We start from the raw sequence: 21,422 nt of genomic DNA, 5'->3' as shown, positions 1-21,422 counted from the left end.
CGGACTCCGATAGCCTCCCCTGACGGCCATGGGGTGGCCGTCAGCGCGCCAGCGTGATCTCGAGCCTGTGCTGCCCCTCCTGAAGAGGGATGCGCAGTGGCAGGGGGGTTGGCGCCAGGAGCACGCCATCGAGTCGAACGCTTCCCTCTTGCTGCCCTGATGGGGGCTCGGCACTCACCTCTATCCTGTAGTGACAGTTCTCCAGGGAGATTTCCACGCTGAATCCGGGCCAATGGCTGGGCAGCCTGGGGGTGATGAGCAGAGCCTGCCCCTCACGTGTGATGCCCAGTATGCCGTCGAGCCCTGCCTGATACATCCAGCCTGCCGCCCCCGTGTACCAGGTCCAGCCACCCCGGCCCTGATGGGGGGCGACCGAGTAGATATCCGCCGCCATGACATAGGGCTCCACCTTGTAGCGCGCCATGGCCGAGCCATTCAGGGCGTGGTTGATGGGGTTGAGCAGGGCAAATTGCCGGCAGGCCTTGTCCGTCTCCCCCAGGCGGGCAAAAGCCAGGACGGCCCAGACGGCGGCATGGGTATATTGACCGCCGTTCTCGCGAAGCCCCGGGGGATAGCCGCGAATGTAGCCGGGGTCCTGGGTCAGGGTGTCGAATGGCGGGCTGAACAGCAGGGAGAGGCCCTCCTCGTAGCGCACCAGATGCCGCTCCAGGGACTGCATGGCCATCCTGGCCCGGGCCGGATCGGCGGCGCCGGAGAGAACGGCCCAGGATTGGGCGATGGCGTCTATCTGGCATTCCGGGCTCTTTCTCGCTCCCAGCCAGGTGCCGTCGTCGAAGGTGGCCCGACGATACCAGGCGCCATCCCAGGCATGCTGCTCCAGGGCTGCCCCGATCCGCTCGGCGTGAGCCAGCCAGCGTTCGGCACGGCCGTCGTGACGGGCCCGGGCCAGGGGGGCGAACAGACTGATGGTGCGCAGCAGCAACCAGCCCAGCCAGACGCTCTCTCCCTTGCCGGCACTGCCGACCCGGTTCATGCCATCGTTCCAGTCCCCCGATCCCATGAGCGGCAGCCCCAGGCTGCCGGTGAGCGCCATGGCCTGATCCAGACCGCGGGCACAGTGCTCATAGAGGGAGGCGACCTCCTCGCAGACCTGGGGCAGGAAGAAGGCATCCTGCTGATCCGGCCCAAGGGAGGGGCCCTCCAGGAAGGGGATCTGCTCCTCGAGAACAGCGTCATCGGCGTTGCTGCGCACATAGGTGGCCGTGGCGAGTGCCAGCCAGACCCTGTCATCCGAGATCCGGGTGCGCACCCCCTGACCGGAGTGCGGCAGCCACCAGTGCTGCATGTCCCCTTCCACGAACTGGCGAGCCGCCGCCCGCAGCAGGTGTTGCCGGGTATCCCGGGGAGCGGCGAACCCCAGGGCCATGCCATCTTGCAGCTGATCGCGAAAACCATAGGCCCCTCCCGCCTGATAGAAGGCGGAGCGGGCCCAGAGCCGGCAGGCCAGGGTCTGGTAGAGCAGCCAGCCGTTGAGCATGAAGTCCATGGCCAGATCGGGCGTCTTGACCTGCACGGCGCCAAGCAGCCCCTGCCATTGGGCTTCGACCTGTTCCAGTACCTCATCGAGATCCTGGCGATAGCGCAGTATGAGGGCAGAGGCCTTCTCATCCGACTCCCCCTGACCGTGCAGCACCAGGATCTCCAGCCGTTGGCCTGGCGCCAGATCAACGTGAGTCTGCAGCGCCGAGCAAGGGTCTATGCCGGCCCCGGTTCTGCCGGACAGGGGCCGGCCGCCCTGCAGCGCCGCCGGGGCGGCGAGCTGGCCCTGGTATCCGAGAAACTCGCTGCGATCGCCGGTCCAGCTGGTCTGTCTGCCACCGAGGTCGAGGAAGGCCACCCGCTCGGGGAAGGCGGCGTTCCAGGGATTGCGGGCCAGCATGGCCCCGGTCTGCTCGTCCATCCGGGTGGTGATGAAGGGGGCGCTGGCAGCGCGGGAGGCCCCCAGCACCCACTCCGCATAGCAGGTGATGCAGAGCCGGCGGGCGTTGCCGGTCAAATTGTGCAGCGTCAGGCGAGAGATCTTGACGGGGTCCGCCACCGGCACGTATTGCAGCAGCTCGCTGTGGATGCCGTGGGCCTGGTGCTCGAAGTGGCTGTAACCAAAGCCATGGCGGGCGACATACTGACCCCCGTCGCGGATGGGCTGGGCTGTGGGGCTCCACAGCGCCAGGCTATCCTCGTCGCGAATGTAGATGGCCTCGCCGGCGGGGTCCGTCACAGGGTCATTGGACCAGGGGGTCAGCTGGTTCTCCTTGCTGTTGCCGGCCCAGGTGTAGCCACTGCCGAGGGCGGAGGCCTGGAAGCCAAAGCCGGAGTTGGCGATCACATTGATCCAGGGGGCCGGCGTGGTCTGCTCGCCGCTGAGCAGGGTGACGTATTCGCGCCCCTCCCTGGCAAAGCCCCCCAGGCCATTGAAGAACGCCAGCTCCGGGTGATGGGGGGGCTTGATGGGCGCCTGGCCGTGGGCCTTGGCGGGGGTGACCGGGAAGGGCCGAGGTGGCGGCTCCTTGAGGCGGGCGAGCTGTTCTTGCAGGGGGCCGCGGCGCGCTATCAGCACGACCCGCGCCGCGGCGTACAGCAGCTCGCACAGCTCGCCGCTCATCAGGTCGCGGCGCACAGTGTAGACGGAGCCCTGGGCCAGCTCGGCATGGAAGCGCGGCCGGGACTGGCTGCTGCGCACTGCGGTGTCTATGCCGTTTTGCAGATCCTGCACATAGGTGGAGACATGCTCGTTCATGATCACCAGATCCACGGCCAGCCGCTTCATCCGCAGGTATTCGTGGGCCAGCAGCAGCTCATGCACCTGGGCCAGATCCTCCACATCGTCGATGCGCAGCAGCATGATGGGCAGATCCCCCGAGATGGACTGTTGCCAGAGGGCCGATTGCCGTGTCAGGCCACGGGCTATGGTGGCCGAGGCGGCGCGGAATCGGGCATCCCCATAGAGCAGGGGGGCGGCCAGCCGCTGGAAGTTGGCCCCGTCGGAGGGCTGGATGTTGAGATGGTGCAGCTGCACCTGCGCCTGGGTCCAGGCCAGCGTCTTGGCCCGCTGGAAGGCGTGGCGGTTGTGGTGCTGATCGATGAGATCGAGCAGTGCCGGCCGAGAGGGGGCCACCAGGGTCCAGAAGGCGACATGGGTGCTGCTGCCAGGCAGGACATGGACCCGCTGGCGCAGGGCGAAGATGGGGTCGAGCACGGTTCCCGTGGTGTTGGAGAGGGGGACATGGCGCTGCAAGGCGTGGGCGGTGGCCAGGGTGCGCCCCTGGCCGATGAATCGGGCACGGTCGGATTCATATTGCAGGGTCCCGGCCAGATGGTCCTCGACGATGATGAAGTGGGCGGCCCACACCTCCTCCTCCTCGGGGGATCTGGGCCGCCGGGTGGCGATCAGGGCCCCCAGCTCTGCCAGGTATTCGGTGACCACAAAGAGCTTGCTGAAGGCCGGGTGGGCGCGATCCGCCTCCGGTGTGGTCAGCACCAGCTCGGCATAGGAGGTGAGCTCGATATGACGAAGGCGGCGACCGCGGTTGCTCAGGGAGATGCGCCTCACTTCCCCGTCCGCCTCACCGGAGACCAGCACCTCCAGGGTGGTGGTCAGGCGATCGTGATGATGAACGAACTGGGCGCGATCCTCGGAGAAAACCACCTCTCCCTTCGGATCCGAGTTGCCAAGAGGATGAGCGCAGGGGGACCAGGTCTCACCGCTCTGGACATCATGGAGAAAGAGGAAGGAGCCCCAGTGGTCGCGGGTGGCGTCCTCCTGCCAGCGGGTGATGGCGATGTGGCGCCAGCGGCTGTAGCCCGCCCCCGCTCCGGTGAGCATGACGCAGTAGCGGCCATTGGAGAGCAGGTGGGTGACAGGGGCTCCCAGGCTGGCCGAGGAGAGGCGGCGCACCGAGCTCACCTCGAAGCCGCTCTGGGTGAGGGAGGCCTTGATCTCGGCGGCGTGGGGCCGAACGATGGCCATGTCCTGGGGGATCCGCTCCTGCAGCAGCAGATCGCAGGCCTGCACCATGGGGTCTTCATGGAAACGGGCGCGCATCTGCCCCCCGTGGAGGGCGTTGGCGAGGGCCACTATGGTCATCCCCTGGTGGTGGGCCATGAAGCTCTGCACTATGGCAACCTGCTGGCTGTCGGGCAGGCGCGAGGGGGTAAAGTCGAGGGCCTCGTAGAAGCCGTAACGGCCGCGGCCTCCCATGGCGGCCAGCCGCTGGAAGTTTGCCAGAGCCGCCCCCGGGTTGATCATGGCGGCCAGCCCGGTGGCATAGGGGGCGACCACTTTGTCCTCGGCCAACCCGCGCTTGAGGGCGAGCTGGGGGATGCCGAAATTGGAGTACTGGTAGGTGAACTCCATGTCCCTGGCGTTGTAAGCGGACTCCGAGATGCCCCAGGGGATGCCGAGGGCGTGGCCGTAGCGGATCTGGGCGTCGACGATCAGCCTGCTGGTCTGCTCAAGCTGCGAGCCGACCGGGGCCCGCATCACCAGGGCGGGCATCAGGTACTCGAACATGGAGCCGGACCAGGAGATGAGGGCGGCCCCTGTGCCCAGGGGGGTAGCGGCCCGTCCCAGCCTGAACCAGTGGCTGGTGACGATATCCCCCTTGGCGATGGCAAACAGGCTGGCCAGCCTCGCCTCCGAGGCGAGCAGATCGTAACAGCTGCCGTCTAGCCGGTTGTCGGAGAGGGAGTAGCCGATGGAGAGCAGGCGGCGCTCCTCATTGAGCAGGAACCCGAAGTCCATCCCCATGGCGAGGGCGCGGGCCTGGGCTGCCAGGGCGTGCAGCCGTCGCTGGCGCATCTCGGGGTCGGCGGCCTGGTCCTGCAGATGTTCGGCCACCACCCGCTTGAGGGCCTCCAGCCAGAAGAGGAGCTCCTCCCCCTCCCGTTGACAGGCCTGCAGATCGAGCTGGTGCGCCGTGTTGCTGGCTTGCACCGTCAGCCGGGCGAGCACCGGGAGCTGGTGGGTTGCCGACAGGGGGCGGGCGAGCTGGCCACGGATCTCCTTGAGGTTGGCGCCGAGGGCCTGCACCTGGCCGCTCTCCTTCATGGCGTAAGCCTGCAGGGCCTGCTCCGCCAGCAGGCAGGTATCCAGGATGCCGCTGCAAATGGCGCCGTCCCCCGCCTGTTGCTGCCAGCGCTCGCAGCCGGTGGCGACCACCAGCAGGTGGCCGGCCAGGTTGCCGCTGTCCACCGAAGAGACATAGGCTGGCTCCAGGGTGAGCAGGCTGCGGGTATCGTACCAGTTGAAGAAGTGACCCTTGAAACGGGGCAGACGCTGCATCACGGCCAGGGTGGTTTCCAGCCGCGTGAGGGTGGCGCAGCACCCGGTCCAGCCAAAATCATTGGCCGCCAGGGCGGAGAGCAGATAGAGCCCCATGTTGGTGGGGGAGGTGCGATGGGCGATGACCTCCTGCGGGCTCTCCTGCACGTTGTCCGGCGGCAGCTGGTTGTCCAGATCGGTGACCAGGGTCTCGAAATAGCGCCAGGTCTGGCGGGCAACCAGGCGCAGCTCGGCGGCCTGGGCGGGAGTGCAGCTCATCTGTCTGGCGAGGTCGGGGGGGCGGCTGGTCCAGTAGGCCACCAGCGGGGCCAGCAGCCAGAGCAGGCTGACCGGCAGCACCAGGGGCCAGGCGGTGGGGGTTCCCAGCAGGGTGAGGCCGCAGACCCCAATGGCAAGCACCACCCCGGCCGTCATCAGCCGATAAAACCCGGTCCAGGCCAGGCGCGGTGAACCCGAACTCTGGGCCGAGGTGGTCCACTCCAGCAGGTGGCGATGGGAGAGGAAGAGGCGAAACAGGGTGCGCACTATGGCATCCGTCATGCGCCAGGCCTGATCGGCCAGAAATACCAGGCTGAGCAGGGCCTGCATGAAGGCCCGTTGCAGCCTCTGGCCGACCATCCCCAGGTAGTGGCGCCACAGGATATCCCGCTTGCGAGGGATCAGGGTGAAGAGCAGCGGCAGGAAGAGGGGCAATGCCTGGGCGGCGAACAACAACAGGCTGGCGATTGTTGCTGTGCCCAGCGGCAACTGCCAGCCGGCCAGCAGCGCCAGCAAGGTGCTGGGTGCCAGCAGGGAGCGGCAGAGGTTGTCAAACATCTTCCAGCGCCCGATGAGCGGCAGGGCGTCCTGTCCGCGGCTGCGCCGGCAGATCCAGGCGAGCAACTGCCAGTCCCCTCGGGTCCAGCGATGCTGGCGCTTGGCACTGACGTCATAACGGGAGGGAAACTCCTCGACGACCTCGATATCCGAGGCGAGCCCCGCCCGGGCGAAGATCCCCTCGAACAGATCATGGCTCAGGTGGCTGTTGTCCGGCACGCGCCCCGCCAGGGCGGCGGTGAAGGCATCCACGTCATAGATGCCCTTGCCGGTGAAGGAGCCCTCCCCGAACAGATCCTGATAGAGGTCGGAGACGGTGGCGGCATAGGGATCCATGCCCCCGGGCCCCGAGTAGAGCCGCTGATAGTAGGAGCCGTCCTGACCCAGCGGCAGCGAGGGGGTGACCCGGGGCTGCAGTATGCCGTAGCCATGGGTGACACGCTGGCGTCCGGCGTCGAGGTGGGGATGATTGAGAGGATGGGCCATCTTGCCAATCAGCCGGCTGGCGGCATCTCTTGGCAGGCGGGTATCCGCGTCCAGGGTGATGACATAGCGCACCCCCTGGGGGATGGCGGGGGGCTGGCCGTCCGTCGCCATGAAGCTGGTATCCGCCGCGCCGCGCAGCAAGCGGTTCAGCTCGTAGAGCTTGCCCCGCTTGCGCTCCCACCCCATCCAGCACCCCTCGCCCGGGTTGAACCTGCGGTGGCGATGGAGCAGCCAGAAGCGATCCCCCGAGGGGCCAGGGCCATATTTTTCGTTGAGCCGGGCAATGGCCTGGCGTGCCGCCGCCAGCAGGGCCTCATCCCCCGGCAGCCGCTCTTGCTGCGCATCCACACCGTCGCTGAGCAGGGCAAAGCTGATATCGCCGCTGACCCCGGAGAGATGATGCACCTCCAGCTGCTCGACCTGTGCCAGCAGCTCGGATGGCGACACCAGCAGGGTCGGCATGACCACCAGGGTGCGCAGCGAGGGCGGGATGCCGTGGGTGAGATCCATGGCGGGGAGGGGGCTGGGAACCAGGTGCGCGCTGATGAGATAGTTGACCAGGGAGAGAGCCACGGCATGGGCCGGCAGGAGCGTAAACAGGAAGAAGAGCCCCATCCAGAGTGACCAGGGTTCATCTGGGGAGACGAGCAGGCGATGGCTTAGGGCCAGCAGAAAGAGGGTCAGCAAAGTGATGATGCCGATGTAACCCTGGATGCCGAGCCGGGCGTAAAAGCGGTGCAGGCGAAGGCGCAGGGGAGGGCGAAATCCGAGCTCGGCCTCGAGGGCGGGTCGCCCCTCTGCGATCAGGTGGTAGCCGGGCTCCGCTGCTCTTCGCCGGATCTCGTCCTGCTGCGCCTCCGGTGGGAGCCGGGTCGCGGCCAGGACCCTGGCCGTGACCGCCAGCTCGCCGTGGTCGGAGTAGCGGGCCAACTCTTCTATGGCCTGGCGATAGAGGTTGCGGGTGGGGAAGTCCATCTCGGCAAAGGGGCTCTCTGCGCGCAGTTGATGATCCACCAGGCTCATCCCCTCGACGAGTTCACTCCAGTCCATGCCGGAGATGAGGCGCATGCTGGTGATGACGTTGCGAATGGTGACGTTGGAGGCGCCCTGGCGCTGCTGGGCATGCTGCACCACCTCCTCCACCGACAGGCCTTGCCGGGTGAGGCGCTCCTCCAGCCAGCCGAGTGCCGGTGTGGTGTTGGGATCCTGATCCCGCAGCTGCTTGACCAGCTGGGCGGCAAACAGCTCCGAGAGCGGGCCGCTCGCCCGGGAGGCGATGTCTTCGTTGAGTGCCGAGACGGCGCAGCCCTCCACGAGCAGCCGGGTGCAGAGGGCATCGGCATCGGCTCTGATCTGCTGGGCCAGGGTGATCTGCTCCACCAGGCGGCGCAGGTTTTCAATGAGCACGATCCTGAGGGTGATGGGCACGGCCCAGAGCTCCCCTATGGTCAGGGGCTGCACGCGCTGATAGGCGAGGATGAAGCGGCTCAGGATCTCGGCGTCGAAGTGGCTGTCGTTGTGGGCGATGAAGGCCCAGGCGATGCCAAAGACCCTGGGGTAGCCCGCGAAGGGGCCGGCGGCGAGCTTGGGCAACTGACGGTAGTAACCGCCGGGCAGGCTGCTGCGGATCTCGTAGAGCTGGGCCTCGACCAGGTGATAGTTGTCGAGGAACCACTCGGCCGCGTGGGTCAGATCATGACCCAGCTCGAGCTCGGCGGCGCTGCTCCGGTAGGCGCGAGAGAGCACTGCCTCGTTGGCCTTGAGCCGCAGATGCAGGGAGGGCACAGAGATGGGGGTCGCCGTCACCGGCTGCGCCTCCGCCAGGGTAGTGGCATGGAGTTCCAGCCGCTCTATGCCGAACAGCTCTTCACGAATGGGCTCCTTGCTCTGCCAGGGACCGGTGGCGCTATGCACGCCAAGCCATCCGGCTAACCACTCATTCATGGGCCCTCTCCTGCTCGTTCAGGGCGGGGGCAGAGCCGCCACTGCATGGCCGTTGGGACATGGGCAATCCTCGCAGGCAAGGGGTGACGGGGCTGCTGTCATCGGCATGCCGGATGAAGTGAAAACCCCGCCCTGGTCACGGGCAAGGGGGGGCTGCCGTTGTGCCGGGGCTATGGGCTCCCGGGCCGGCAACCGCGATGGGTCGCCGCGCCCCCGGCCTGACAAACGCAGGGGAAGGGGGCTGGCAACACTGAGACTATGGGGGAGGGGAAGGGGGCTGTCTGTTCGTTAACGTACATAAGGGGAGGGGCAGTTCACCACGCCGCCTCAGCCGTCAGCCGAGATCGGTCGAGGCGAACCGCTCCCCCCTGGCCAGCGCCCGGCTGGCCAGGGCGGGGCTGTGCTGGTGGCGGAAGGGGCTTGGCCTGCGCGAGGCGACGCCACTCCCGCCACAACAGCCAGCAGAGCGGCGGGGTTAGCAGCAGCACGGTTGCGGGCTGGGCCAGCAGCACGCCGTCGCGGCCCCACCAGAGCGGCAGCAGGAAGATGAGGGGCAGCAGCAGCGCCGTCTTGGCGGCCGAGATGACCAGGGCCTGACGGGTGCGCGCCATGGATTGCAGCAGCACTATGCCGAACATGATGATCCCCTCCAGCGGTATGGCGGCGAGGTTGAGGGTCAGGCTGCTGACGGCGGCGGCCAGCAGCTCGGCATCCTGATCCCCGGTGTAGAGCATGGCGACCTGGCGGGGCAGCAACTGGATCAGCAGCCAGACTCCCATGCCATAGACCAGCGTGATCTTGAGCCCCATGGCCATCAGGAATCTGAGATCCCGCAGGCGCCCGGCCCCGGTGGCCTGGCTGATCAGCGGCTGGATGCCGAAGGCCAGCCCCTGCAGGATCACGATGAACACCGCCTCTGTGTAACCCGCCACAGTGAAGCCCGCCAGATCCTTGACCGAGCCGTGCACCATCAGCTGGCTGTTATGCAGCAGCAGCAGCAGCCCCAGGTTGAATTGGGCGATCAGGCTCGGCAGCCCGGTGAACAAAAGGTTGGGCATGGCCGGGAAGCTGGGCACCAGCTGGCGCCATGAGAGGCGCAGCCTGGCGTGGGAGGTAAAGAAATAACCAAGGCCAAGCAGGCTGACCACACCTTCCGAGATGAGGGTGGCCTGGGCCGTGCCCACCAGCCCCAGCCCCAGGCGGCCGACCATGATGTAGTTGAGCAGTATGTTGAGCAGGGCGCCGCAGCTCACCAGCACCATGGCGAGGCGGGGGCGACCGTCGTTGCGCAGCAGATAGGGCACCGCCAGGTTGCTGGCCAGCAGCAGGGTGCCGCCCCCTATCCAGCCGAGGTAGTCGCTGGCCTGTTGCCAGGTCTCGGTATCCGGTGCTATGCCCAGGGCCAGCAGGATGTCGATGTGCCAATGGTGCAGCAGCAGCGGGGCCAGGGCCCCCAGCAGCCCCAGCAGCCAGAACGCATTGACCAGGGCCTGACGGGCCAGGGCGAGGTTTCTGGCCCCCTGCTGGAGGGAGATGGCGGTCGCCGCCCCCATGGCGACCATGGCGGCGAGGCCGATCAGCACCATGATGACCGGGTAGACCAGGTTGATCCCGGCGAGACCGGCGGCCCCCACATAGTGGCCGACGAAGATGCCATCCACCAGGTAATAGGCGCCGGAGACCAGCATGGCCATGATGGAGGGGAGGGCATAGCCCCAGAAACGGCGGGTCATGGCCCGCTGACGGCGAATGAAATAGGCTGACATATCTGTGCTTCTGCCGGGTCGGGGATCGAAGCCACAGTGTAGATTCTTAGCTTTCCATTGATAATCCGGTGTTTATTTGATGGATTGATGAGTATTGCTCATTAGTCTCGCGGGCTATGGTGGGCCTTCAACATGTCTATCAGGGCCCGCAGGCCGTGGCCCAGCTGGTGGCGGCTGGGGTAGAAGAGATTGAAGCCGGCAAAGGTGGGGCTCCAGTCGGCCAGCACAGTCACCAGCCGACCCGCCGCCAGGGCCTCGCTCACCTCTTCCTCATAGCAGTAGGCCAGCCCCAGGCCCGCCTCGGCCGCCCCCAGATAGAGGGCGGGAGTGCTGGTGGTCAGCGGCCCGCTCACCTCTATCTCCAGCAGCTCGCCGTCGGCGGCAAAGGCCCAGCGATAGTGGTGATGAGGGGTGAGGCGATAGCCGATGCAGTCGTGCTGGCTGAGCTCGGAGGGGTGCAGGGGGATGCCGCGCCTTGCCAGATAGTCGGGGGAACCCACCACCAGATAGCGCTGCAACGGGCCCAGGGGCACGGCTATCATCTCCTGGGGTAGCAGATCGCCGTAGAAGAGGGCGGCGTCATAACCATCCTCGATGAGACGGGGCATCAGCTCCTGCTCCACCACCTCCACCTGCATGCGCGGATAGCGCACCAGATAGTCGATAAGCACTGGGGCCAGCACCTCCTGGATGGCGGCCCTGGGCGCACAGATCTTCAGTCTGCCGACCGGCTCATCCCCATGACGCGTCAACTCCTCCAGCGCCTCCTCCAGCTGACCCAGGGTCGGCAGCAGCTGCGTCAGCAATCGCTCCCCCGCATCGGTCGGCACCACGGCTCTGGTACTGCGATTGAGCAGCCTGACCCCCAGACGGCTCTCCAGCCCCTTGAGGGAGTGGCTCAGGGCCGAGGCCGAGACCCCGAGCTCGAGGGCGGCCCGGCTGAAACTGCGGTGGCGGGCGACGGCGGCAAATACCGCCAGTTCGGCAAGATCGGTGCGGGTGATGGTCATGTTCAGCAAGGGGCAGTGGGGGAAAACCAAGGGTACGCCAAGGGGGGACGGGAGACAATCGGCACGCTGTCGCGGGGATTGTAATCGTTTTGTTGCTATTCCCAGGGGGCTGAAAATCACCACCTATTTTTAATTTGTTAAAAAATTTTCGCAACACAGGGCCTGTAATGTGATCTTGCTCGTTTGAAAGGCGACTGAAGTCAAACTTTGGTTGATTAATTCAAAAAAACGCTGTGATTAATAGGGCCTTTTAACTAGAGTCAGCTCATCGGATGAGGTGGCCGTTGCCAGTTTGTTAAATGGCGCGAGCAACACCCTCAGCATCACGATCTCATGCCTTCGTTTGTTGCAATTTGGTTGTCACATGGAGTGATGGCCGGATAGCCGGGGCCTGAGAATAAAAAAAGGACGAACAGCAGGTGTTCCAGGGAGAGGAACCGGGCCCATGCCCACTGACTAGTAAGAATCCACCTTCCTTGATGACAGGAACATCCCTATGTCTGACATGAATATTGCAGTTGAAGGCAGCTTGAGCAAAGCCTCCTCCCGTGGCATCAACAAGGCCGATCTGGTCTGGATGCTGGGCCTGTACGGTACCGCCATCGGTGCCGGTGTCCTCTTCCTGCCGATCAATGCCGGCGTCGGTGGCCTCTGGCCGCTGGTGGCCATGCTGGTACTGGCCCTGCCGCTGACCTTCTTCGCACACCGCGGCCTGACCCGCTTCGTGCTGTCCGGCTCCACCCGTGATGGCGACATCACCGAAGTGGTGGAAGAGCACTTCGGCAAGACCGCAGGCAAGTTCATCACCCTGCTCTACTTCTTTGCCATCTACCCCATTCTGCTGATGTACTCGGTCGCCATCACCAACACCGTCGAGAGCCTGATGGTTCACCAGCTGGGCATGACTGCACCTCCCCGTGCCATTCTGTCGCTGGTGCTGATCCTGGGTCTGATGGCGATCGTTCGCCTCGGCGGCCAGGTGATTGTCAAGGCGATGAGCGTGCTGGTATTCCCCTTCGTGATCACCCTGATGGGCCTGGCGCTCTACCTGATCCCGCACTGGAACGGTGCCATTGTGACCGAAGCGCCTGCGCTGTCCGAGGCCTTCAACGGTGACTTCATCAAGACCCTGTGGCTGGCTATCCCGGTCATGGTGTTCTCCTTCAACCACTCCCCGATCATCTCCTCCTTCGCGGTGGACAACAAAGGTCGTTACGGTGAAGGTGCCGAGAAGAAGTGCAGCAACATACTGCTGGGCGCCCACGTCATGATGGTGATGACTGTGATGTTCTTCGTATTCAGCTGCGTACTGAGCCTCTCCCCGGCTGATCTGGCGGCTGCCAAGGAACAGAACATCTCCATCCTGTCCTACCTGGCCAACCACTTCGACAACCCGGTGATCGCCACCGTGGCACCGCTGATCGCCCTGGTTGCCATCAGCAAGTCCTTCCTGGGTCACTACCTGGGTGCGCAAGAAGGCATGAACGGCCTGATGGCCAAGGCGCTGCGCGAGAAGGGCAAGAAGGTCGAGATCAAGCAGCTGAACAAGGTGACCGCTGTCTTCATGATCCTGACCACCTGGGCCATCGCCACCATCAACCCGAGCATCCTCGGCATGATCGAAGACCTGGGCGGCCCCATCATCGCCATGCTGCTGTTCCTGATGCCGATGTACGCCATCGCCAAGATCCCGGCCATGCGCAAATACGCTGGCAACCTCAGCAACGGCTTCGTGACCCTGATTGGCCTGATCGCCATGTCCGGCATCATCTACAAGTTGATTGCCTGATAATTCCGGTTACGCCGTTGAATGAAGAAGCCGCCTCCCAAGAGGCGGCTTCTTTATTTGCGGCGCAGAGTGCTTAACAAAGCCCTGGCGGCGGCCTAACATGGCGGGATGTTTTTCTAGACAGGACAAAAGGATATGTCTGGGTTGAAAAAGGATCTCGGGCTCTGGCAGGGGATGGGGCTGCTCGCCACCTCATTGCTCGGCACCGGGATCTTCGTGGTGCCGGCGACAGCGGCGTCGCTGGCAGGGGGGGCCTCTCTCTGGGCCTGGGTGCTGCTCATCGTACTGGTGCTGCCCATCGCCTTCACCTTCGCCCGCCTCGGTCGCCGCTACCCCCATGCGGGCGGGGCGCCGCACCTCATCGGGCTCGCCTTTGGCAACGGCGCCGAGCGCTTCTCCGCCTTCCTGTTTCTGGCGGTGCTGCCGGTGGGGCTGCCCGCCGCCCTCACCATAGCCGCCGGTTTCTGGCACGCCCTGTTCGACATGGGAGAGTGGACCCTGTGGGCCATCCAGCTGCTGACCCTGCTCGGGGTCTTCCTGCTCGGCCTGCGGGGGGCGCGTTCCTCCGGCAACCTGCAACTGCTCATCGCCCTGGCCATATTGGGGCTGACCATGCTCATCTGGTTCAAGGGGGATCTCGGCTGGCGTGACGGGGCCCAGCCGCTGCCGACGGCCGCCGAGTGGCCCGCCATGGGCACTGCGCTGGCGGTGATGTTCTGGTGCTTCGTGGGGCTGGAAGCCTTCGCCCACATGGGGGAGGAGTTCAAGCGACCGGAGCGGGACTATCCCCTGGCCCTGCTCGGCGGCGTCTTGCTGGCGGGGCTCATCTACTGGGTGCACTCCCTGGTGGTGCTGAAATACGGTCTCTATGGGGATGAGGCGACCAATGCCACCGCCATCCCGGCCCTGCTCTCCCTGCTGTTCGGCCCCACCGCCAAGTGGCTGGTGGCGGTGCTCGGCTACCTCTCCTGCTTTGCCAGCATCAACATCTACCTGCAAGGGTTTGCGCGCCTTATCTGGAGCATGGCGCGGGAGGGCAAGCTGCCCGCCTCCCTCTCCCGCCTCTCGGCCCGTGGTGCGCCCCTCAATGCCCTGTGCTGGGTGCTCGCCATCTGCCTCGTCTCCATCACCTTGATCCTCTGGCTCAAGCTGCCGCTCGATGAGCTCATCCGCTACGCCAACGGCAACTTCGTGCTGGTCTATCTGCTCTGCATGGCGGCGGGCTGGCGTCTGCTTGGCGGCATGGGCAAGGGGCTGGCGGGGGTAAGCGTTTTGCTCTGCGCAGCGGTGCTGGTGGCGCTCGCCTCCCAGGTACTCTATGCGGTGGTGCTGAGTGCGGGCTACGGCTGCTTCTCCCTGTGGCGGCGCAGACGTCGCCGCACCCGGGCCACGGAGAACATCTGCGCCATCAAGTAGCCACCCAAAAGAAGCCCCGCAGTGCGGGGCTTTTTACTGGCTATCAGATGTGGTGATGCTCAAAGGTCTGGCAGGTCGCTGCGCAGCAGGGCGTAGTGGCGAAGGGAGATGAAGCCATCCCCCTTCCACTCGCACTCCCGCGCCGTGCCTTCGTAGCGAAAGCCGGCCCGCTCCAGCAGGCGGGCGGAGGGACGGTTTGGTTCCTCCACCACCGCCAGCAGCCGGTGCAGCGCTGTGGTGCGGTAAGTCAACGGGAGCCACAACCGCAGCGCCGCGCTCATCACCCCCTTGCCCCAGTGTTCGGGATAGAGCCAGTAGCCGATCTCGGCCCCTTTGTGCTGCGGGTCGGCATCGTTGTAGCCGATGGCTCCCAGCGGCTCTTTGGTGCGCGGATTGCGAATGAGGTGCCAGGCACCGCGGCCCGTGCGGGTCAGCTCGGCGTACCACTCCATCTGGGCCTGGCACGCCGTCAGGCTGTCGTAGCTGATGCCGTAGTAGGCGATGACACGCGGATCCGACAGGCCACGATAGATGTGGGGCAGGTCGGCATAGATGACGGGATCCAGCCTGATCTCTGGCGGTGTAGTTGATGTCATGGTGGCTCCTTGCGGCCAGTCGTGGCTGGCCGCGTGTGTTGAGTCAAACTGGGGTGGATGGCCAAGGTGGTTTATGGCTGCGCTCATGATTCGACAAGCCCGAGCAAGCCGGCAAGCCTTGCCAGCTCATGGCGCCACTCCTGCTGCAGCCGCGGGGTCTGATGCCTGGGCTTGCGGGCGAGATCGGCGGCCAGCAGGGCATCGAGCTCATACCAGCGGGCCAGCAGCGCCTCTTCGTCATCCACCGTGCTGGCAGGAGCCTGGCGGGCGTCATGCCCGGATGGCCCCTCAGCCACCACTCTCTGCTGGTGGTCGATCAGCTCGGCATAGGCCCGCTCGGCACTGTGGGCCTCCTGGATGCGTCCATCTCTGATCAGCCAGAAGCGGTTGCAGCTGCGCTCGATCAGATCCCGGTCGTGGGAGACCAGCAAGACGCCCCCGGGGAAGGCGTTCAAGGCCTCGGCCAGCTCCTCCTTGCCCGCCAGATCCAGGTGGTTGGTGGGTTCATCGAGCCAGAGCAGATGGTGGCTCGCCAGGGAGAGGGCGAGAAACAGCAGCCTGGCCCGCTCCCCCCCGCTCAAGGCGTGCACCCGCTGGCCATGGCGGGAGTAGGGGAAGCCCGCGCGGATCAGGGCCTGGCGCAGTGTCACCTCCGGCAAGGGCGCCAGGGGATAGAGGGCGTCGCTCAGGGTGGCGTCCCCGTCCAGCTGCTGCAGGGACTGATCGTAGTAGGCGATGCTGGCGCCGGGGTGGCGATACCAGCCCTCACCCGGCCCTTGATCGCAGACCTCGCGCCAGCACTGGCGCAGCAGGGAGGACTTGCCGGTGCCGTTGGCGCCGAGCAGGGCGACCCTGTCGCCGGCCCGCAACCAGAGATCCTCGGCTCGCAGCAGGGGCGGCAAGCCGGGGGCGGGGCGCACCTCCAGGGCTTCCAGTCGCAGCAGGGCATCGGCGGGCAGTGCCTGCCCGTGCAGCTCGAGGCGCCAGGGGGCTGGCGCCGCGACCTGGCTCTGCTCCTCCTGCAGACGGGTGATGCGTTTTTCCATGGACTTGGCCTGGCGCACCAGCTTCTCGTTGTCATGCTCCCGCCCCCAGGTGGCGAGGCGCTTGCTGCTGGCGCTCAGGCGGTCAATCTCCTTCTGCTCGTCGGCCCGGCGCAGGCGGGCCTGCTCGTCCTCCTCGGCCAGCGCCACCCTGGCCTGACTGCAGGGCAGGGCGAAGCGATGGAGTCGTCCATCCCGCAGGATCAGGGTCTCGCTGGTCACCCGATCGAGCAGACGGGCATCGTGGGAGACCAGCACCAGGGCGCCCCGCCAGCCCAGGAGGAACTGCTCCAGCCAGAGCAGTGCGGGCAGATCCAGGTGGTTGCTGGGTTCATCCAGCAGCAACAGGTTGGGTTGGCGCAGCAGGGCGCGGCCTAGCTGCAACCGGGTGTGCTGGCCGCCGCTCAGGGCGCTGACGGGGAGTTCGGCCTGCTCTTCGAGCTGCAGCTCGGTCAGCATCTTGTCCACCTGCCAGTCGGCGGCGGGATCACCCGCCAGGGCATCCTGCAGCACGGCGCGGGTGCCTAGCCCTTGCAGCCTTGGGGGCAGGTGCTGGGCCACGAACTCGCAGCGGCAGGGGGCGGCCTGCTGCACCCGTCCGTCATGGGGTTGCAGCTCACCGGCCAGCAGGGCGAGCAGTGTGCTCTTGCCGCAGCCATTGGCGCCAATCAGGCCCAGGCGATCGCCGCTCTGGATGCCGAGATCGATGTTGTCAAATAAGGGGAGGTGTCCCGCAGTCATCTGCAGGGAGTGGGTACTCATCAGTGTCGTCATGCTCTTGCTCTCTTAAATGGCGGGATCGGAAATCCCTGTCATCAGGAGCGCTGGCGACAACGGTCGAGAAAGGTCTCGGTGTGGAAGGAGTCGGCTTTGCTCGAACCCGCTATCGCAGCGCGATGGTATGCAGGCAAGAGCGGGCGAATGTGCCGAACAGGCGAGCCGAGAACATCGGACACGCTTGGATAACCATTTTTTACCTCCTTGTGTTTCGTTATGGTCAGGTGCGGCGATTATAGGCGTAGAAAAAATAGCCGTCTATCGGGGAATAGGGGGGATATCGGGCTGTTATGGGGGCATCTGGCAGTGAAAAGGGGCCTTCATCGTAGCCTCCGGCAAAACAAGAGCCCCGCAGGGCGGGGCTCTTGAATCAGGTATGCGGGTGCATCAGATGAGAGGGATCAGTCGCGCGGGGTCTTGAGCGCCTGGATCACATCGTCATTGGGGGCCAGCCCCTCCACGTGGTTGAAGCTCTCCAGCCCCTCCTGCGCATTGATGGTGAAGGCGTCGGCGCTCTGGTAGCTGCCGCTGCCGGCGCTTTCGACCAGGACGATGAGCTCGGGCAGCTTGTCACCGTTGAGATCCAGCAGTTTGAGCGCCTTGATGCTGCCATCGCGGGGCATCACCTTGCCGTCGATGAACTGATCCAGGGGAAACTCGGGGTTGGCGCCTGAGTAGAGGCGCACGTCGTAGCTGCCGGTGGAGGCGGGCTCGCCGCGCCCCTCGCCGACTGTGAGCACCTGGCCCGTGGGCAGCGTCAGCTGCTGGAAGAATCCCTCCGCCGCCTGGGTGGTCAGGGGCAGGCTGAGCAGGCCGAGAGTAATGAGTAAGGCTTTCATGGATGTGACCCTTGTTGCTGCTTGTGATGCGGTGTCAGTGGGCAGGGGCCTGGCCCCCGCCTTGTCTGTGGCCGACCAGGGGCTGGCGCTTGGCCAGCCCCTGTCGATCCCCTGTTTACCATATCTTGACCCGTTTGGCCGGGTCCAGATAGAGCTTGTCACCCGGCTGTATGTTGAACGCCTCATAGAAGGCGGGGATGTTCGGCACCACGCCGTTGACCCTGTACTCGGGAGGGGAGTGGGGATCCGAGGCGAGCAGCATCTGCATCAGCTCGGGGCGATACATGCCCTTCCATACCTGGGCCCAGCCGAGGAAGAAGCGCTGCTCGCCGGTGAAGCCGTCCAGCACAGGGGCTTCCTTGCCATCCAGCGACAGCAGGTAGGCCTTGTGGGCTATGGTGAGGCCACCGAGATCGCCTATGTTCTCCCCCAGGGTGAACTGGCCGTTGACGTACTGCCCCTTGATGGGCTCGAAGCGGTTGTACTGGGCCACCAGCCGGCTGGTTCGGAAGCGGAACTCCTTGAGATCCTGGGGCGTCCACCAGTCGCGCATCACGCCGTCACCGTCGGATCTGGCCCCCTGATCGTCGAAACCGTGACCCATCTCGTGGCCTATCACCCCGCCGATGGCGCCGTAGTTCACAGCGTCGTCCGCGCTCATGTCGAAGAAGGGGGGTTGCAGTATGGCGGCCGGGAAGACGATCTCGTTGTTGCTCGCGTTGTAGTAGGCGTTCACCGTCTGGGGCGACATGTGCCACTCGTCCCTGTCCACCGGCTTGCCGAGGCGGGCCAGGCTGTCGGCATATTCGAAGGCGCGGGCGCGCTGCAGGTTGCCCACCAGGTCATCGGCGCGGATCTCGATGGCGCTGTAGTCCTTCCACTTGTCCGGATAGCCTATCTTGGGCCTGAACTTGGCGAGCTTGGCCAGGGCCTGGGTCTTGGTGGCCGGCGACATCCAGTCCAGCTCCTGGATGCTCTGGCCGTAGGCGGTGCGCAGGTTCTCCACCAGCTGCTCCATGCGTGCCTTGGCCTCTGGCGGGAAGTAGCGCTCCACATAGAGCTTGCCCACCGCCTCCCCCAGGTTGTTGTCCAGTACCCCGAGGGCACGCTCCCAGGGGGCGCGCTGCTTGGGCGTGCCGCTCAAGGTGGTGCCGAAGAAGGCGAAGTTCTGGGCGTCGGTCTGGCTGTCAAGGTAGGGGGCGAAATCGGTGATGAGCTGCCACTTGAGGTAGGCCTGCCAGTCGCCCATGGGGGTCTGCTTCATCACCTCGTCCAGGGCCGTCAGGTAGCTCGGCTGGCCTATGATGAGGCTCTGCTGGCCGCTCAGGCCGGCCTGATCCAGATAGCTGTTCCAGTCGATGCTGGGGGCGAGGCGTTTGAGCTCGCCGATGGGGGCCTTGTTGTAGTTCTTCTGCCGATCCCGCAGGGCGACGTTGTCCCACTGGATCTGGGCGAGCCGGGTCTCGAGGGCCAGGATGCGCTTGGCCTTGGCCCCCGCATCTGCCTCGCCGAAGCGGCTCAGCATGCCGGCGATGTGTTGCTCGTATTTCTGCCGCAGTGCCTGGCTGGCGGCATCCTGCTTGAGGTAGTAGTCCCTGTCCGGCAGGCCGAGCCCGGATTGATAGAGGTAGACCGCATAGCTGTCCGGCGCCTTGGCGTCCGCATCTATCCAGAAGCCGAAGGGGGCGCTGCCCCCCAGCTTGCCGGCGCGGGCGAAGGCCTGGGCCAGACCCTGCTTGTCATGGATCTGATCGATGTCGCCGAGCAGGGGCAGCAGGGGCGTGGTGCCCCTGGCGTTGCGGGTCTGCTGATCCAGATAGCTTCGGTAGAGGTCGTGGATCTGCTGGGCCGGGGTGCCGGTGGCGGCCTTGCCGTCCAGCCCCTCCACCAGCACCCGCACGTCTGCCAGAGACTTGTCCCGCAGCAGGTAGAAGGCGCCGTCGGCGGGCCTGTCGTCCGGGATCTTGGCGGTGGTCAGCCAGTGGCCGTTCACGTAGCGGAAGAAGTCGTCACCGGGCTTGACCCTGGTGTCCATGTTGGCCAGCGCGAGGCCGGAGTGCTTGTCTGCCTGGTCCGGCCCCTGACTGCAACCGGCCAGCAAGGCCAGCCCGATGAGGCCAGCCAGTATGCTTTTCTTATTGTTCATTGTCTGATTCCAATTCGGGTTACTCAGCGTCCCGGCCCAGGTCGGGAGGAAACTCACTCTAGCAGTCGGGTTAGCGCTTGATAAGCCCGACTCTGCTAAGATCGGCCTGGTCGTATAGGGGAAGCCTATGATTTCTCGTGTTTATTCTCGTTTTTGTCAGACTCTGCCCGCGCCGGAAGGTTCCCGGGGCCTGCTGGTAGCCTTCAGCGGCGGGCTCGACTCCACTGTGCTGCTGGTGCTGGCGGCGCGTTTTGCCCGGGAGCAGGGCCTTGCCCTGCGTGCCCTGCACGTCCACCACGGCCTGAGCACTCATGCCGACGACTGGGTGGCCCATTGTGAAGGGGTGTGCCAGCAACTGGCGGTGCCCCTCATCATCCAGCGGGTGCAACTGCAACGGGGCAACGGCGACAGTCTGGAGGCCCAGGCGCGGGAGGCCCGCTACCAGCGTCTCGCCGCCTGCCTGGGGGAGGGGGAGTGGCTGCTCACCGCCCATCATCAGGACGATCAGCTGGAGACCCTGCTGCTGGCGCTCAAGCGGGGCGCCGGATTGCGGGGGCTGGCGGGCATGGTACCGAACCAGCCCTTTGCCAGTGGCCGCTTGCTGCGCCCGCTGCTCGAGGTGAGCCGGGCCGAGCTGGCGGCGCTGGCGGAGACCCTGCCCTATGGCTGGGTGGAGGATGAGAGCAACCAGGACGTGAGCTACGATCGCAACTTCCTGCGCCAGCAGCTCATTCCCCAGCTCAAGGCGCGCTGGCCCGCCATGGCCCAGACGGCGGCGCGCAGCATGGCCCTGTGCGCCGAGCAGGAGGCCCTGATCAGCGAGCTGGCGGAGGCGGACTGGCAACGGGCAGGGGAGGGGGAGGCGCTGCGCATCGAGGCGCTGCAGCCGCTCTCCCCGGTGCGGCGCAACAACCTGCTGCGCCACTGGATCCGTCGTCAGGGGGGGGAGATGCCGTCCCGGGAGCTGCTGGGGCTGCTCTGGCAGGAGGTGGCGCTGGCGCGGGAAGACGCCAACCCCAGGCTGAGCCTGCAGGGGCTGGAGTGCCGCCGCTTTCAGGGACGACTCCACCTGGTGCCGCCCGGCCTTGCCCCCCGTGAGGAGGTGTTGCCCATCCGGGTGGGGGAGACGCTCTGCCTGCCGGACGGACTGGGGGCCTTCAGGCTGCTGTCATCGGATGGGGGGGAAGGGCTGCGCCCGCCACGGGAGGACGAGCCCCTGTCGGTGCGTTTTCAGGTGGCGTCCGGCGTCATGCTCAAGCCGGTGGGGCGGGTTGGCAGCCGGCGCCTGAAAAAGTTGCTGCAAGAGTACGGGGTGCCCTCCTGGCAACGGGGGCGTATTCCCATCCTCTATTACGGGGAGCGGGTGGCGCTGGTGGCCGGACTCTTCGTCTGCGACGGATTTCTGGCGCCCGAGGGGGGCATCAAGGGAGACTGGCGGCGAGCCGTCACCCCGGAACTTGACTGAACACCGCCGAGGGACTGCCAGGCCGCC

The 21,422-nt window shown here is 65.8% G+C and carries 10 protein-coding genes; 3 read left to right on the top strand and 7 right to left on the bottom strand.

Annotated elements, in window-relative coordinates; genetic code table 11:
* Positions 1–40: 40 nt before the first annotated feature.
* The 3 genes from OC537_RS11010 to OC537_RS11000 all read right to left on the bottom strand — a co-directional run bounded on the left by OC537_RS11010 (position 41) and on the right by OC537_RS11000 (position 11,324).
* Positions 41–8,548, bottom strand: coding sequence for a GH36-type glycosyl hydrolase domain-containing protein (locus tag OC537_RS11010; RefSeq protein WP_262111217.1), 8,508 nt, complete (start codon positions 8,546–8,548; stop codon positions 41–43).
* 314 nt (positions 8,549–8,862) lie between these two features.
* Positions 8,863–10,314: an MATE family efflux transporter gene (locus OC537_RS11005; RefSeq protein ID WP_262111215.1), complete on the bottom strand. Its 1,452-nt coding sequence runs from the start codon at positions 10,312–10,314 to the stop codon at positions 8,863–8,865.
* A 101-nt stretch (positions 10,315–10,415) separates the two neighbouring features.
* Positions 10,416–11,324: a LysR family transcriptional regulator gene (locus tag OC537_RS11000; RefSeq protein ID WP_106887882.1), complete on the bottom strand. Its 909-nt coding sequence runs from the start codon at positions 11,322–11,324 to the stop codon at positions 10,416–10,418.
* A gap of 496 nt (positions 11,325–11,820) precedes the next feature.
* Here OC537_RS11000 and OC537_RS10995 point away from each other — a divergent pair, with 496 nt between their 5' ends.
* A complete protein-coding gene (locus tag OC537_RS10995) occupies positions 11,821–13,113 on the top strand; it encodes an HAAAP family serine/threonine permease (protein ID WP_162520220.1) in 1,293 nt (430 codons plus the stop codon).
* A gap of 135 nt (positions 13,114–13,248) precedes the next feature.
* A complete protein-coding gene (gene yjeH / locus OC537_RS10990) occupies positions 13,249–14,529 on the top strand; it encodes an L-methionine/branched-chain amino acid transporter (RefSeq protein ID WP_262111212.1) in 1,281 nt (426 codons plus the stop codon).
* A 59-nt stretch (positions 14,530–14,588) separates the two neighbouring features.
* Here the strand turns inward: yjeH and OC537_RS10985 are convergent, their stop codons facing one another.
* The 4 genes from OC537_RS10985 to OC537_RS10970 all read right to left on the bottom strand — a co-directional run bounded on the left by OC537_RS10985 (position 14,589) and on the right by OC537_RS10970 (position 19,930).
* Positions 14,589–15,125, bottom strand: coding sequence for a GNAT family N-acetyltransferase (locus tag OC537_RS10985; RefSeq protein WP_262111210.1), 537 nt, complete (start codon positions 15,123–15,125; stop codon positions 14,589–14,591).
* 83 nt (positions 15,126–15,208) lie between these two features.
* Positions 15,209–16,942 (bottom strand): ABC-F family ATP-binding cassette domain-containing protein, encoded by a 1,734-nt coding sequence (locus OC537_RS10980; protein WP_262111208.1) that lies wholly within the window; start codon positions 16,940–16,942, stop codon positions 15,209–15,211.
* 404 nt (positions 16,943–17,346) lie between these two features.
* Positions 17,347–17,784, bottom strand: a complete 438-nt coding sequence (locus tag OC537_RS10975; protein WP_262111206.1) for a PliI family lysozyme inhibitor of I-type lysozyme — start codon at positions 17,782–17,784, stop codon at positions 17,347–17,349.
* 115 nt (positions 17,785–17,899) lie between these two features.
* On the bottom strand, positions 17,900–19,930 hold the full coding sequence (locus OC537_RS10970; RefSeq protein WP_262111204.1) for a M13 family metallopeptidase: 2,031 nt from the start codon (positions 19,928–19,930) through the stop codon (positions 17,900–17,902).
* A 127-nt stretch (positions 19,931–20,057) separates the two neighbouring features.
* Between OC537_RS10970 and tilS the strand changes: the two genes are divergently transcribed.
* Positions 20,058–21,395 carry a tRNA lysidine(34) synthetase TilS gene (gene tilS, locus OC537_RS10965; protein ID WP_262111202.1) on the top strand — a complete coding sequence of 446 codons (1,338 nt, stop codon included), beginning with the start codon at positions 20,058–20,060 and terminating at the stop codon, positions 21,393–21,395.
* Positions 21,396–21,422: the final 27 nt, after the last annotated feature.

Origin of the sequence: Aeromonas sp. Marseille-Q5825 (assembly GCF_946892685.1) — a bacterium.
Classification (GTDB): Bacteria; Pseudomonadota; Gammaproteobacteria; order Enterobacterales; family Aeromonadaceae; genus Aeromonas; species Aeromonas rivipollensis.
Note: the sequence above shows the minus strand (reverse complement) of the source record. Positions and strands in the feature narration are given on the sequence as shown.